This window comes from Rhodopirellula islandica (genome assembly GCF_001027925.1).
In the GTDB taxonomy this organism is placed as follows: domain Bacteria; phylum Planctomycetota; class Planctomycetia; order Pirellulales; family Pirellulaceae; genus Rhodopirellula; species Rhodopirellula islandica.
In genome coordinates, this window is record NZ_LECT01000015.1 from 219,473 (window position 1) to 233,108 (window position 13,636).

Consider the following 13,636-nt stretch of genomic DNA (forward strand, 5'->3'; position numbering starts at 1 on the left):
ACCAAGGATCCAACTATGAGTGCTAGTATCGCTCAAACCGCCGTGGTCGATCCTCGTGCGCAAATTGGCGAAGGTGTCCAAATTGGACACTTCTGTGTCATTGGCCCCAATGTCAAGTTGGGCGACCGCACACGAGTGGGAGATCATGTGACCCTTGATGGTGTCACTTCGATCGGTTGCGACAACCAAATCTTCCCGCACGTTTCGATCGGCACCAACCCGCAAGACGTCAGCTATCGGAACACGCCCACGCGTGTGGAGATCGGCGACGGCAACGTCTTCCGCGAACAAGTCACGATCAACCGCGCCAGCGAAAAAGAAGACGGTGTGACTCGCGTCGGCGATCACAACTACCTGATGACCGGCACCCACATTGCGCACGATTGCAACATCGGTTCGCGAATCGTGCTGGCGAACAACTGCATGATTGGCGGTCACGCCCACATCGCTGACGACGTCACCATTGCAGGCGGAGCCGGCGTGCATCAATTCGTTTCGATCGGAACGCTCAGCTTTGTCGGTGCGATGACTCGCATCCTTCAAGACGTGCCTCCCTTTGTCATCGTCGATGGAGCTGACGCTCGTCCTCGCTGCATCAACACAGTGGGACTGAAACGCCATGACTACACGGAAGATGACATTACTGTGTTGACACAGGCTTTTCGTTTGCTGTATCGGAAACGTATCGGCGTGGAACCCGCTCGCGATGAATTGTTTGCGACAGGTCCGATCCGCCCCGTGTTGCGGCACCTATTTGATTGTTTAGACAACAGTTGCCTTGGTCGTGCCGGCCGAGGCCGAGATAGAAGAAAGAAAGCAGCATGAACCGGGAATTGCGAGTCGCCGTCATCGGTGCAGGTCATCTGGGCCGCATCCACGCGAAATTGATTTCACAAGTCGATGGCGCTCGCCTCGTCGCCGTCTGCGATCCCGTCCAGGCCGCGTGCCAGGCAGTCGCCGACACGCACGGCGTTGTAGCTCACTCTGATTATCGCGATGTCATCGAAGACATCGACGCCGCCATCATCGCGGCCCCCACCGACTATCACGCCGAGATCGCCTCGACGCTGATCAAAGCGGGCAAACACCTGATGGTTGAAAAGCCACTGGCTGCTGAGTCCGACGACGCACGCCGCCTGGCATTGATGGCATCCACACGAAACGTCGTGTTGCAAGTCGGCCATGTCGAACGATTCAACCCAGCGTTCACATCGCTGGAAGACTTTGGTGTCGACGTGAAGTACGTCGAAGCCACACGGGCCTCTCGATTCCCAGGCCGCTGCTTGGACGTCGGCGTCGTGATGGACCTGATGATTCACGACTTGGACCTCGTCCTGTCACTGACTCAGTCCGCCGTCCGATCCATTTCCGCCAGCGGAATTTCGGTTGTCAGCGACCACGAAGACATCGCGGAAGCACGCATCGAATTCGAGTGCGGCATGGTCGCCAACCTCAAGGCTTCTCGCGTCAGCCCACTGCCTGCTCGCGACATGACTCTGTTCAGCCCCGCTGGCTTTGCACAAATCGATTTCGGCAAGCCATCCCTGGCGACCGTTCGCGCCAGCGAAACGCTCACGACTCGACAATTCGAGCTCAACGAACAAACGGAGAACCCCCTGGGTTACGCCGACGCGTTGTTCAGCGAGCACCTGCATTGCGAAGTCAACGAACTGCAACCTCGAAACGCGATCCTGGACGAACTGCATGACTTTGTCATCAGCATCGAAAGCGGATCCTCACCGGTTGTTGACGGTTCCGCCGGGGCTCGCGCCGTGAAGGTTGCCAGCTCCATCTTGGACGCGATCGATGAACGGGCCTGGTATTCGTACGCCGGAGCAGATGAACGGGGCCCCTTGGCGATTCCACGACGACGCTTGGACCAGCCCACCCGACGCGAAGACACAGCGACCCCAGGTCGCCGTGCGGCTTGATTTTCGCTGCCTCCCTCAGTCGAAAAGCGTAGAAATTGCCTCGTGAACCGGCTCAATCAGCGTCAAAATGTTGAAATTGGGTGGTTGAGGCAGGAAATCTTGCTAAGGGGCCCGGTGCGGCATCCTGACGCGGCTGCGTTCCCAATTTGAACACAGTCGCGTAAAAACGCTCAAAAACCGCAAGCGAACTGCCCGAAAAGACGTTTTAATCGTTTTTCCCGGTGCAATTGCTATGGTTGACGCAAGCTGCGTGAGACCTAAACTCTGCCCAAATTGCCTCCGCGCGTGTTTGAGGCATTTCCACCTAGTCTAGGAGAGTTTAGATGATTCGATCGATCATGGTTGTCGCCCTGTTCGCTGTTTCCAGCGTTGCCGTTGCTCCACAAGCCGAAGCTGGCTTGTTCGGATGCTTCAAAAAGAACAGCTGCTGCGAACCAGCCCCAGTTTGCTGCGAAGCACCAGCACCTGTCTGCTGCGAACCAGCTCCAGTTTGCTGCGAACCAGCACCTGCACCAGTCGTTTGCTGCGAACCAGCTCCAGCTCCAGCACCTTGCTGCGAACCTGCCCCAGCTCCTTGCTGCGAACCAGCTCCAGTTTGCTGCGAACCAGCACCTGTCTGCTGCGACCCATGTGCCAAGCCAAAATGTGGCTTGTTCGCAAAGATCAAGGCTCGTTTCGCAGCCAAAAAGTGCTGCCCAACCCCTTGCTGCAACTGAATCACCGGACATCGTTGATTCCCAACCTGATTCGGAATCGACGTTTGACCGAGAATAAGAGCGAGTGCTGTTCACGAACAGCGCTCGTTTTTTTATGCGCTGTCACCATTGGCAAAGAACGCGAGATACCCGACGATTCGTTTGATTGACGAGACCCGATGATGCAATTGAGTCGCGACCTCATTCTCCTATTCTCCACATTGAATTGCCCCGATGGTATCAGCCAATATTCTCGCCCTTGATGTCGACCAACTGAATCGTGACTGGCAGTGGATGCTGTCCGCGCTGCAGACGGTTCTGCAGCGGGGGGGCGACGAGAAACTGGCAGAGCTGTTGCCGGTCCCGGGTTGCAAGCTCGATCCCGCAAAAGCTCCGGCTGATTCGGTTCAGCTGACTCAGGCGTATTCCATTGCCTTCCAATTGTTGAGCATGGCCGAACAGGGGTCTGCCGCTCAGTTTCGAGACCGCATTGAATCTGAGACCGGCATGGCTGATCTCCCCGCGCTGTGGGGCGAGAGCCTGCAACAACTGATCGACCAGGGATGGACCGCGGACATGATTGCCGCAGAACTTCCATCGATGCGAGTCGAACTCGTGCTGACCGCACACCCCACCGAGGCCAAACGAGCCACGGTGTTGGCTCACCACCGTCGCCTCTTCCGCCGTTTCCAACTTCGACACCAGGAAGACCTTCCCCCATGGCGGCGATCTGAGAACGAGCAAGCGATTGAATCGGTGCTCAGCATCCTGTGGCGAACCGGCGAAATCTACCTCGACAAACCGGACCTGCAATCCGAACGCCGCAATGTGATGGATTACTTGACGGTCGTCTTCCCCAAAGCCTTGCAACCACTTGATCAACGCTTGCGGCAAGCTTGGCGAGAGGTCGGACTGAGCGAAAAGGCCATCGCAGATCCCTTGGCGTTGCCGCGATTGACGTTCGGAACCTGGGTGGGCGGCGACCGCGACGGGCACCCATTGGTCACGCCTGAAGTCACCGAAGAAACGCTGATGCAGCTTCGCCGTGGTGCGGTCGAACTGATGCGAGAGGAGCTGGTTCAACTGGCGCGTTTGACCAGCGTGTCGGCCTATTGGTTGCCGCCGACCAGTGATTTCCTCACCCGCATTGCAGAACGAGCCCATGCGATGGGCAGCACCGGAGCCGCCGCAATTTCGCGGAACCCCAATGAACCTTGGCGTCAGTTCATCAACCTGATGCTAGCCAGTTTGCCATCCGAGTCGACGAGGGCAAACGGCAAGGAACAATTCACGTACCAACGTTCACGCGAATTGCTGGCGGATCTCCGTTGCCTGCACGAAAGCTTGGTGGCGGTCGATCTGGGCGATGTGGCGACCAGTGCTGTGGCTCCCACAATGCGAATCGCTCAAACGTTTGGTTTCCACTTGGCAGTGCTGGACATCCGGCAAAACAGCGCCAAACACGACACCGCGATCGAACAACTTCTGCGAGCCGCTGGCATGGCAGACTGGAAATTTGCCAGCTGGGATGAAGACAAACGGATGGCTTTCCTGAACGAGGAACTAGCCAGTTCGCGACCACTGACGCACCCTGATGCATCCGCTGGCGAAGAAGCCGATGCGGTGCTCGGAGCGCTGCGCGTGGTGACCGAGTATCGCTCGCAACATGGTGCCGATGGACTGGGAGCGCTGATCGTCAGCATGACCCGCAAGACATCGGATTTGATGGCGGTCTACTTGCTCGCTCGCGAAGTCGGGTTGTTGCAACGGACCGAATCGGGAGTGGTTTGCCCGCTGCCGGTGGTCCCGTTGTTCGAAACGATCGATGACCTCGAACGCTCGCCGGAGATCTACGACGGATTCCTTCAACACCCGATCACGCGAAACAGCTTGGCTGCGATTGCCCAACGAGAAGGGGCGACGACTCCGGTCGGACAAGTCATGATTGGGTACAGCGATAGCAACAAGGATGGCGGGATTCTGGCCAGCCTCGTGGGGCTGCGTCACGCTCAGCGAAAACTGACTCAGGCGGCTCGTTCCCACGGCGTTCGCGCCCGATTCTTTCATGGCCGCGGCGGCACGATCAGCCGCGGTGCCGGGCCAACGCACCGGTTCATCAAGAGTCTTCCCGATCACACGATCGGCGGTGACATGCGGCTCACAGAACAGGGCGAGACGATCGCTCAAAAGTACGCTCACGAACCGACCGCGATCTACAACCTGGAGCTGTTCCTCGCGGGAGTCACGCGAAAATCGTTGGCCGATTCGCGATCCGAGGAACCTGAACATCCGCTGGAACCGACGCTGGTGAAACTGGCCGCCTGGGCTCGATCGACCTACCACGAATTGCTTCACAGCGACGGCTTCGTCGAGTTCTTTCGCGAAGCCACGCCGATCGATGCAATTGAACAAAGCCGCATCGGATCGCGTCCGGCCCGTCGAACCGGCCAGCAAACGCTGGATGACTTGCGAGCCATCCCGTGGGTGTTCAGTTGGGGTCAAGCCCGTTGCTACCTGTCAGGTTGGTACGGCGTCGGGACCGCTCTGAAAAAGTTGCAAACCGAATGCCCCGATGAGTTCGCGGCCGTCAAAGAAGCACTCCGCGACTGGGCGCCACTCCACTACTTGATCAGCAACGTGGCGACCAGCGTGACAGCGGTCGACATTGAAGTGATGAAGCAATACGCGATGCTGGTTGAAAACGAAACACTGCGAGAACACTTTGTCAGCGACATCGAATCGCAATGGACGCTGGCTTGCGAGATGGTCGAAGCAGTTTATGGTGGACCGCTGGAAACCCAGCGTCCCAACGTGCAACGCATGATCGCACTGCGAAGCGAGGGTCTGCGTTTGCTGCACCGCCAACAGATCTCCCTGCTGCAGCGCTGGCGTAGTTACAACAAGATGGGCGAGCACAAACAAGCCGATGCATTGCTCCCCGCCTTGCTGTTGAGCGTCAATGCGATCGCGTCAGGATTGGGAACGACCGGCTAACGCCGGTGCCAACAACGCGGCCATCCAAAGGACGGTCAGCGTGGTTGGAAACGACTCGATGATCGTGTCCTCGACGAGTCCTGACACCAACACGTAGGTCAGGACAGTGCGGATCCATTCCTGTGGCGAGGTCGCTCCAAACACCAACGACCATCCGAGCATCAACAGCATCAGCAAGCAGGCGAAGACTCCCGCGGAAAAGGTGACGTGCAACAACAAGTTGTGAGTCCCGGTTGCTTCGCGGCTCATGACACTGGCGGCACTGTCCATCCCGTATCCAGTGAGCGGGCGCACCGCGATCAGTCCAATGGCTTCTTCCCAGATCGTGGTTCGGCCGGTGAGCGAGGTGAGTTCTTCCACATCACCGCTTTTGGTCACCGCATTGACCGCGAACTCCGAGAAAGGGCCTTCTCCGGTGAACAGTGAAATCGCCAGAACCAGCCCCGCGGCAGATGCGATTCCGATGATCCCAAGGGCCAACCCGCCTCGTCCGTAAAGACGATCGATCAGCAAAACGCCCCCGGCGGCCATCCCCGCCAGCATGGCCGTTCGGCTGAGCGTTGCCACGACCGTGGCTGCGGCAAGCACCATGATGGCGATCAACACCAGTCGCTGCCACGGCCCACGGACGCCCACGGAGATCAATGAATCGGTGCGTCCCAAGTACATGGCCACGCCAACCAACCCAATTGCGATCGCCGTTTTCGCGATGTTGTTCGGGTGCCCCGTGCCGCCCATTCGCTGGACCGTTTCGGTCGCGCTAATGTATTCCTCGAACGTCCCCATTTCGGGAACAAGCACGAACAGGCCCCAGGTCACCAACATGTACAGCGACGTTCCTGCAACGATCGCCGCCAGCATGCGTCGTGGTCCCAACGTGGCCAGCGCCATCGCGGTGAAAAGCAGGTAGCCAACAAAGATCAATGCTGACGCGCGACTGATGGTCGCGTTGCTTTCGATGGCAAACAGACTGGTGATACAGAACAGACCGCCGAGTGCGAGCAGTCCAAGTCCCGGGAGACTGCCGAGCAACAGCCGGGTTCGCGGGCTGACCAACAACGCGATTCCTCCCAAACCGCTGGCGGCCGCGGCGATGGCAAGTTTTGCCAGCGTCAGCACATTCAGGCTGCTGGTCGCCCGATCGAATTCGGCACTGGTCTTCGGTTCGATGGGGTTGATGAACATCGCCATCATCACAACCACGAAAACAATCGCGTGAATGAAACCACCGTCACCGGAGGAAGACCTGGGGCCATTCCCGGAAGGAGGCTCAACTTCATGGATGGCGCCCATGTCACCGTCCGGGAACGCGTCTGCTTCCGCCGCATCCAGGGAAGCGACGACCGAGTCGGGAACCGCGGAACCGGGGCTCGCAAACGTTGGCTGAGAAGACGAGGGTGACATCGGGCCCACTATAGACGTGGCATGTACCAGTCGACTTGATTTTCTTGATAGACGCGAAATTTCACGCCGTGGGACCAGAGATCAAAGTAAGGCTGAAACGGTTCTTCCAGCTCCCCTTGATCCACACCGACCAAACTTGCCGCCAAGTGGTCCCGGTACAACGGCCACATCAAATGATCACGAACACCAGCGTCGCAGCTAATGAAGTAAAAAGGAGCACGAAGTGATTCTGCGAAGGGTTCAGGCGTCGAGATTCGCGTGACCAGTTGCTCGACAACATTCTGGAACGTTTTCAGCAGCTCCGTTTTCTCATGATCTTGCCGAGGGTGTTTGGGGGCAATGCCTTCCAAAACCCGGTGCTTGGTGATCGATCGCAGGCGTCCAGCCGCCTCGGGATCCCCCAGCTTGTCGGCCAATTCGGCCATGCGTTCCGTCCACTCCACCGCCTTGGACTCGACCACCGCTGGATCGATCGGTTCAGGCGATCGAACCAAGAAGAATGCATCGCGACCGCCCTGAGGCCGCCGGTCATCCCCGGCGATTTCAAACAAGCGTTCCAGGCGCTGTCCCAGTTCTGGCCCGCAATCCAGCTCGTCAAACACGCCGTCCAAGCCACGTCCATCGGGACGAAAAGACTGAAAGAAACCGAGAAACTTGTCGTTCTCAAAAACCGTGTCGTCCATGATCCCGACGGCTTCGCCCATCCGCCGAAGCAACGCTTCGAGGCCGGGGTGGTCAGGGGGAACGGCCGGGACTGCGGGCGGTTGCATGGAGCTACTGGTGGATGAGGGAGAACAACTCGGCGGAACAATCGAAGAACTTGCCAGCAATCCCGCCATTTCTCAACCCGCGAAACGGAAAAAGCGATTAACAAGCGTCCGGGACGGCGGTGTGAACGCCTCGAAAGCGAATCCGCGAAACGTCTGCCCGAGAGGCGTCCAGCGAGCGAAAACTGCCACCTTCCGCTCGCTCGTGCCATCTCGCACTCACCAGACTTGCCTATTTTCACACACGAGCGTCGCACGCGACTCTTTTATCGCCCCATAGCGGTCCACATTCCTCCCCTGCCATGAAATTGCCAAAAGGCGAGTGCGGATACTTGCACGCATTTGCTGCAGTCCTAGAATCCCGCCCAGCCTGTCCGGTCAACGCGATCGGCACAGTTTGGCCATCCCCCCTGAACGGGGACCGAACTGCGTCAGACGTTTTCCTTTCGGGCCGAGGTCATTTCCATCGTCGATCAGGATGTCATCGACCGGAGCCGACTTTCAGCGTTTATTGCGAATTCGCCAGTGCCTTCGAGAGGAACTCGAAATGGGTTGGGCGTGTTTCGTTGCACAAGCGTTTCGGCGGTACCACTCATCGAACTTTTCTTGAGCTAGGACATGGATTGCGGATGATCTGCCGCCCTCAGGGACTCTGAGGCTGTCAGTCACTCGCTTGCCCAGCTCGATGCCGGCATGGTGCCGCAACCGTCGACGCTTCACACGTTGTATGAGGAAGCTTGGGATGCTGTCACTGTTCTTGGGTCTCACAATCGCTATGGCGACCAACGGCTCTGTTACGACCGAGGTCACCCATCATGCGTCCACACAGACGCCAGACCAGAACTACACACTCGCCTACAAAAAGTCGGTCGAGGAAGACAAACCACTGATGGTCGTGGTCGGAGCACCGTGGTGCCCCGCTTGCGAAACGTTGAAGAAAACAACCATCGCCAACATGCAAAACAGTGGCGAACTTGACGGAGTCAGTGTTGCTTTGGTCAACCGCGATGCGGAACCAGAACTCGCCGAAACGTTGATGGAAGGCGAAAAGATGATCCCGCAGATCATCCTCTACAGCAAAACGGCAGACGGTCGTTGGAGTCGCCGCAAGTTGACGGGATACCAACCGGTTCAGCCCGTTCGCTCCCTGATCAAACGAGTCACCGCCACCTTGGGTCGCGGTTGATCAAGGCTTCGCTTGGAAACGCCCGAGAGGGCGATCCCAAGCACAACAGCCCAATTCATAAAAAAGGCACGTGCGAGCATTGTTCGCACGTGCCTTTTTTGTTGTGTTGCCATCCGAACGGATCAACGGCGAAAACCGCCGCCGATTCCCGTCGCGAGCGATCAGTCTTCCGATTTTCGGTTGAAGAACCCCTTCTTGGGATCCCGCCGACTGATCCCAGCCCGATCCATCAACGAACTCTTCATCACTTCTTCGATGTAATCGTCATCCGCAGGTGGTGGCCCATAAGCTCCCAACAATTGCGGTTCATACTCCAACGTGTAGTGGTGCTTTGCGATCGAGATTTTGCAGTTGGGATCCGCTCTTTTGCGCATGATCGCACGACCATCGACCTTGGTTCCGTTGCGGCTGTTCAGGTCACGGATGAACCAATACCCCTGTTCCAGGGTCATTCGGCAATGTTGGCTGGACACGTTGGAGAAGTCCAAGCAGATATCGCAGTGTCGCCGGCGACCAAAAAGCAATTTGTCTTTGACCAGCGGGATCGGGTCCCCGCCGCCCAAAGGCGTCAGTTGACCAAAGGCACCAGCAAATTGAGGGGCGTCTTCCGCACTCATGATGACGTTGAGCTTCAAAGAAGGAGGGATGATGACTTGAAACGCTGCATTGTATTCTCGCAATGAGCGACGGGCCAGCCTTCACGCCCCCCGACGGGGAAGGTTGGAAGGCAATCACAGGGCTTTCTTTTCCTATTTTGACGCCTGTTCTGATTGGAAGGCTCGCGGAAAATGGAAGATTCTCCGAAACGGCCGTCAGCGACCGACTCAACCGACCGCTTCACTTGGCAGCGTCCATCCCCCGGCGCGTTCGCTTTGAAGTTTGGTTGTGCGATTTGATTGCTTGGCCCAAAACCAACTTCCGTCCCCGAAAGAGGTCGTGCAGTTTTACTTCACCCTCCCCACCCTCCCCACGCTTCGCTCGACCCTCCCAAGGCGAGGGTGATGACAAACGCCTGGCAATTCAAGACTTCGAAACGGCCCGACCTCCAAAGCGGGCAGGGGAGCGAACCCACCTTCACCGAAAGGGACGCTGCCCAGCGAGTCGACGCTGAAAATCATCGGGCAAAGCGTCTGTCATGCCCCTCGGCGTCGCCGGTTGGTTTCCGACGTCTCCACGGTACAATTCCGCGATGAAATCACCCTCTGAGCAATCATCCCCCGATCGTTCCGCCACCCCCGCCCTCGATTCGGCGATCGTTCTCGATCACTCCCGGTTGGCTTGGCAGGCAGAGGGTGCTCGGTTCAATGCATTTGGAAAGTCGCTTCGTCGACGACATGGCGGGCGGATTCAGCGTGTCAGCATCGATGCGGGATTCACTTGCCCCAACGTGGACGGAGCGGTCACGACGGGCGGCTGCAATTTCTGCGACAACCGGTCCTTCAGTCCCTCCCGACGCGTGCGTTTGCAGCGCGTCGCGGATCAGCTGAGCGAACAAATCGGCCGCGTTCAAAAACGCTACAACGACGTCCGTGGTTACATTGCCTACTTCCAACCAGCAACGAACACCTACGCTCCCATCGAGCAATTGCGAGAGATCTTTGACCTCGCGTTGCATTCGGACGATCGAATCGTGGGCTTGGCCGTCGGCACTCGGCCCGATTGCGTTCCCGACAGTGTCCTGGATCTGCTCCAAGAACTGGCCGTTGACCACGACGTGTCGCTGGAATTTGGGATGCAGACCGTTCACGACGAATCGCTCGAGTGGATGAACCGGGCTCATACCCACGCCGATATGATCAACGCGATCGACCGTTCCCGAGGTCGCGGATTTGAATGCTGCTCACACATCATCTTGGGTGTCCCCCGCGAAGATCACGCGATGATGATGGAATCGGCGGTTGAAATCGGTCGTCTGGGTTTCGATGCGATCAAGCTTCACAATCTCTACAGCGTTCGCGGAACGCCGCTGGGGGAAGAAGTCTTGGCGGGCAAAATTCAGATGATGAAACGTGAAGACTACGTTCGCACCGTCGTCGATTTCCTGGAACGCATTCCACCAGAGGTGATCGTCGAACGGGTCAGTGGCGACGCACCGCCCAATTATCTGATCGAACCGAAATGGTGCGCGGACAAACAAAACATTCGTCGAGAGATTGAAGCGGAATTTGACCGCCGCGATTCACGGCAAGGCGACCACTTCGTGCCGCCGGAGGTCCCTCCGATGCAACGACCTCGACCAGACGATGCCACACCAGAATCGATTCGCAATCGCATCGATACACGTGGTCGACTGCCGGTGCTGAAGATGCAGTGACGACCTGCCACGACCGTGAACCATCCACCCGCGGACCGATCCTCGCTACGCCGCAACCTGCGTTTCGGCAGGGTGCGTTTGAATCCAGTGAGCGACCAATTGTTCGCATTGGCCCACCCAGCTTTTGACGCGTCGCAAGCTCGGAACCCCTCGATGCCCCACCAATCGCTGACCGCGACTGCTGAGCGAGAACCGCTCCAAATCGCGATGCAACACAGCGGCTGATTCACGCGCCAACGAAGCCACGCTGCGGCGATGAATCGCGACCAGAATCAGTGCATCGCGAGGCATCATGCCATCAATCGCAACCGCCAATCGCACTGCCGCACGCAAACGTTTGATCGAACGCAGGGCACGTTGAGGCGATTTGTATTGACGCGAAATCAGGTCCGGGTTGCAACACGCCAAATCACCCGCGGTGACCACTCCAACCTTTGCCAGCAAACGGCAACGCTTCTCATTGCAGATTTGCAGGTGCTCGATCCGCATCGCAAAGATGCGTTCACGATGGCTGCTGCGAAGTCGCGACGGACGACCAACAGCAGACGCCACCGAAGTGGAAGGCGTTGGGATGGAAGATGAAGCGACGGAACTTCCCATTGCCTCGGTGCTTTGCATCGCCATTGCAACCGGAGCCACTTTTGGCTGGGCGATCGAGCGAAGATCCGCAGCGGCCGGCGGAAGCTGCAACTTCAGCTTCACGCTCCCGGACAATTCATGACCAGCAGAAGCCTGCTGCCCATTCATTTGAGTGTCGCGAGTCAGGTGGGTCGGTGAGACAGGGGACCGACGACGCAGAGGAAAACGTTTCAAAAACTCGAACATAAGAGAAGACTCCTGGGAGGAAGCGATTCGAGAGATTTTTCGATAACAGCGCCCTCGGTTGGTCTGCCACCCCAGTTCGAGTCGGGAGGGAATCCCTCTTCCAACCGAGATGGGACTCAAACCGCCCGACATCTCCCGCCTTGACCGGCTTTCGCGGACTCAATCGACCCTTTCGAGAAGTAAGCTCCAACGGATTGAGTTGAGGAAATATCCAAAGATTGCTCAAGAAACTTCAGCGGTGGGCCGATTAACTTCCCAGACGATCTAATTTCCGCGACCCGCAGGGTCATTCTTCGCCTGACGAAGCCCCCCACCATGACACGCCTCACCGAACGAAAACTGAGCGGAACGCTGTTTCTCACCTGTGTCGTGGGAGCCCTGTGCTTGTTGTCTGGAGGCTGTGCGCCGCTGCAGCTGAGTGCATTGAAGATGCCCAGCATGAAACCACCCAAACTCAGCGAACTGAGTGGCATGGCAGCAGGTGGAACGGATCCAGAATCACGATTCGACACCGTTGGCTCGGGAGCCACCCTGTCATCGGGCACCTTCAATGAAGAGGTCTATCACAAGGTGCGAGAGGCCAAAGCAAACGATTCCATCGTGCTGCAGGTCGTCGGCGACCGGACACCTGTGCGAGTCTTGCCATTGCCGCCCGCCTCGGGGTCCAACCCTCAAGGTCAATCCGTTTTCGTCAGCACATTGCTCAAGCAAACCGGCGTGGACAAACGTTTTGGTCGATTGGAAGCCGTGCTCTATCGGCATTCATCTGATTCCGTGGAAGGGCTTCGCATGGAAGTCATGTTCGCCGACCATGGTGCGGGCGACGTCCGCCCCGAATCCGACTACGCCCTGCGAGCGGGAGACCGGTTGGTCGTCCGAGAGGGCCAGTTTGGTGGGCTGTCGTCATTGGTCGACATGGCCCTGCAGCGTTGAGCAACCAGTGCCGCAGCCAAGTTTGGCATTCCTTGCGAAGTACCAGCGAGGAAAGGACTTGCGAGAACACCGATCAAAATTCGTCGACAAACCGTGCAGCGAACAGTGAACCAATCGGGTACAATGAACGTCTGATGAAGAAGCAAGGGGGCGACTTGGAATCGACCGGATGTCAAGAAGCGTATGCCTGCGTGTCGTGGTTGATCAGTTGGCCACGTAAAAAGCTGATCAAAAACTTTTAGTTGCAGAAGAAAACTTTGCACTGGCCGCCTAATTACAGGTAGCCCGGACTGATGGGGATCGCCGATGTCGCCTGAATGTCCGTCACAATGTCGGATCGCAACCCGTCTTACTCAAGACGCGGGTCGCTAAACAAGATTTGAGTTAGTGGATTCGGGAGCCTGTCAGGTAGCGCCCGATGAAGCGAAAAGGGGGTGCGTGATTTCGGTTGCGACATCCCTACAAATAGCTTGACTACACATGTAGACGGCATCGTGGATGCATCGCGGGACGGGAGTTCAATCCTCCCCGCCTCCACTTCAAAAGCCGAGTTGTGAGCAATCGCAACTCGGCTTTTTTTTTGGACC

At 57.6% G+C, this 13,636-nt stretch carries 11 protein-coding genes and 1 other RNA gene; 7 read left to right on the plus strand and 5 right to left on the minus strand.

Features of this window, described 5'->3' with window-relative positions; genetic code table 11:
* Positions 1-15 precede the first annotated feature (15 nt).
* A complete protein-coding gene (gene lpxA / locus RISK_RS06575) occupies positions 16-825 on the plus strand; it encodes an acyl-ACP--UDP-N-acetylglucosamine O-acyltransferase (protein ID WP_047813460.1) in 810 nt (269 codons plus the stop codon).
* Complete coding sequence (locus RISK_RS06580; protein WP_047813461.1) at positions 822-1,931, plus strand: Gfo/Idh/MocA family oxidoreductase; 1,110 nt, start codon at positions 822-824, stop codon at positions 1,929-1,931. Before lpxA ends, RISK_RS06580 begins: the two co-directional genes overlap by 4 nt.
* Before the next feature lie 411 nt (positions 1,932-2,342).
* Here the strand turns inward: RISK_RS06580 and RISK_RS32135 are convergent, their stop codons facing one another.
* Positions 2,343-2,561 (minus strand): hypothetical protein, encoded by a 219-nt coding sequence (locus tag RISK_RS32135; protein ID WP_047813462.1) that lies wholly within the window; start codon positions 2,559-2,561, stop codon positions 2,343-2,345.
* 299 nt (positions 2,562-2,860) lie between these two features.
* Here RISK_RS32135 and RISK_RS06595 point away from each other — a divergent pair, with 299 nt between their 5' ends.
* On the plus strand, positions 2,861-5,620 hold the full coding sequence (locus tag RISK_RS06595; protein WP_047813464.1) for a phosphoenolpyruvate carboxylase: 2,760 nt from the start codon (positions 2,861-2,863) through the stop codon (positions 5,618-5,620).
* Here the strand turns inward: RISK_RS06595 and RISK_RS06600 are convergent.
* Together RISK_RS06600 and RISK_RS06605 are read right to left on the minus strand one after the other, a co-directional pair.
* Positions 5,597-7,024: an O-antigen ligase family protein gene (locus RISK_RS06600; protein WP_047813465.1), complete on the minus strand. Its 1,428-nt coding sequence runs from the start codon at positions 7,022-7,024 to the stop codon at positions 5,597-5,599. The genes RISK_RS06595 and RISK_RS06600 overlap by 24 nt on opposite strands.
* A gap of 8 nt (positions 7,025-7,032) precedes the next feature.
* On the minus strand, positions 7,033-7,794 hold the full coding sequence (locus RISK_RS06605; protein WP_047813466.1) for a hypothetical protein: 762 nt from the start codon (positions 7,792-7,794) through the stop codon (positions 7,033-7,035).
* Positions 7,795-8,533: 739 nt separating this feature from the next.
* Between RISK_RS06605 and RISK_RS06610 the strand changes: the two genes are divergently transcribed.
* Positions 8,534-8,977, plus strand: a complete 444-nt coding sequence (locus tag RISK_RS06610) for a thioredoxin family protein (RefSeq protein ID WP_047813467.1) — start codon at positions 8,534-8,536, stop codon at positions 8,975-8,977.
* 161 nt (positions 8,978-9,138) lie between these two features.
* Here RISK_RS06610 and RISK_RS06615 read toward each other — a convergent pair whose 3' ends face one another.
* A complete protein-coding gene (locus tag RISK_RS06615) occupies positions 9,139-9,594 on the minus strand; it encodes an FHA domain-containing protein (protein WP_047813579.1) in 456 nt (151 codons plus the stop codon).
* A 518-nt stretch (positions 9,595-10,112) separates the two neighbouring features.
* On the opposite strand from RISK_RS06615, the gene RISK_RS06620 reads away from it, so the two are divergent.
* Entirely contained in the window at positions 10,113-11,291 is a 1,179-nt protein-coding gene (locus RISK_RS06620) for a TIGR01212 family radical SAM protein (RefSeq protein WP_053061082.1), read from the plus strand.
* A gap of 45 nt (positions 11,292-11,336) precedes the next feature.
* On the opposite strand, the gene RISK_RS06625 is transcribed toward RISK_RS06620, so the two are convergent.
* Complete coding sequence (locus RISK_RS06625) at positions 11,337-12,116, minus strand: DUF4332 domain-containing protein (RefSeq protein ID WP_047813468.1); 780 nt, start codon at positions 12,114-12,116, stop codon at positions 11,337-11,339.
* A gap of 315 nt (positions 12,117-12,431) precedes the next feature.
* Between RISK_RS06625 and RISK_RS06630 the strand changes: the two genes are divergently transcribed.
* Together RISK_RS06630 and ssrA are read left to right on the plus strand one after the other, a co-directional pair.
* Positions 12,432-13,049, plus strand: coding sequence for a hypothetical protein (locus RISK_RS06630; RefSeq protein WP_047813469.1), 618 nt, complete (start codon positions 12,432-12,434; stop codon positions 13,047-13,049).
* A gap of 146 nt (positions 13,050-13,195) precedes the next feature.
* Positions 13,196-13,589, plus strand: a transfer-messenger RNA (tmRNA) gene (gene ssrA / locus RISK_RS28590).
* Positions 13,590-13,636: the final 47 nt, after the last annotated feature.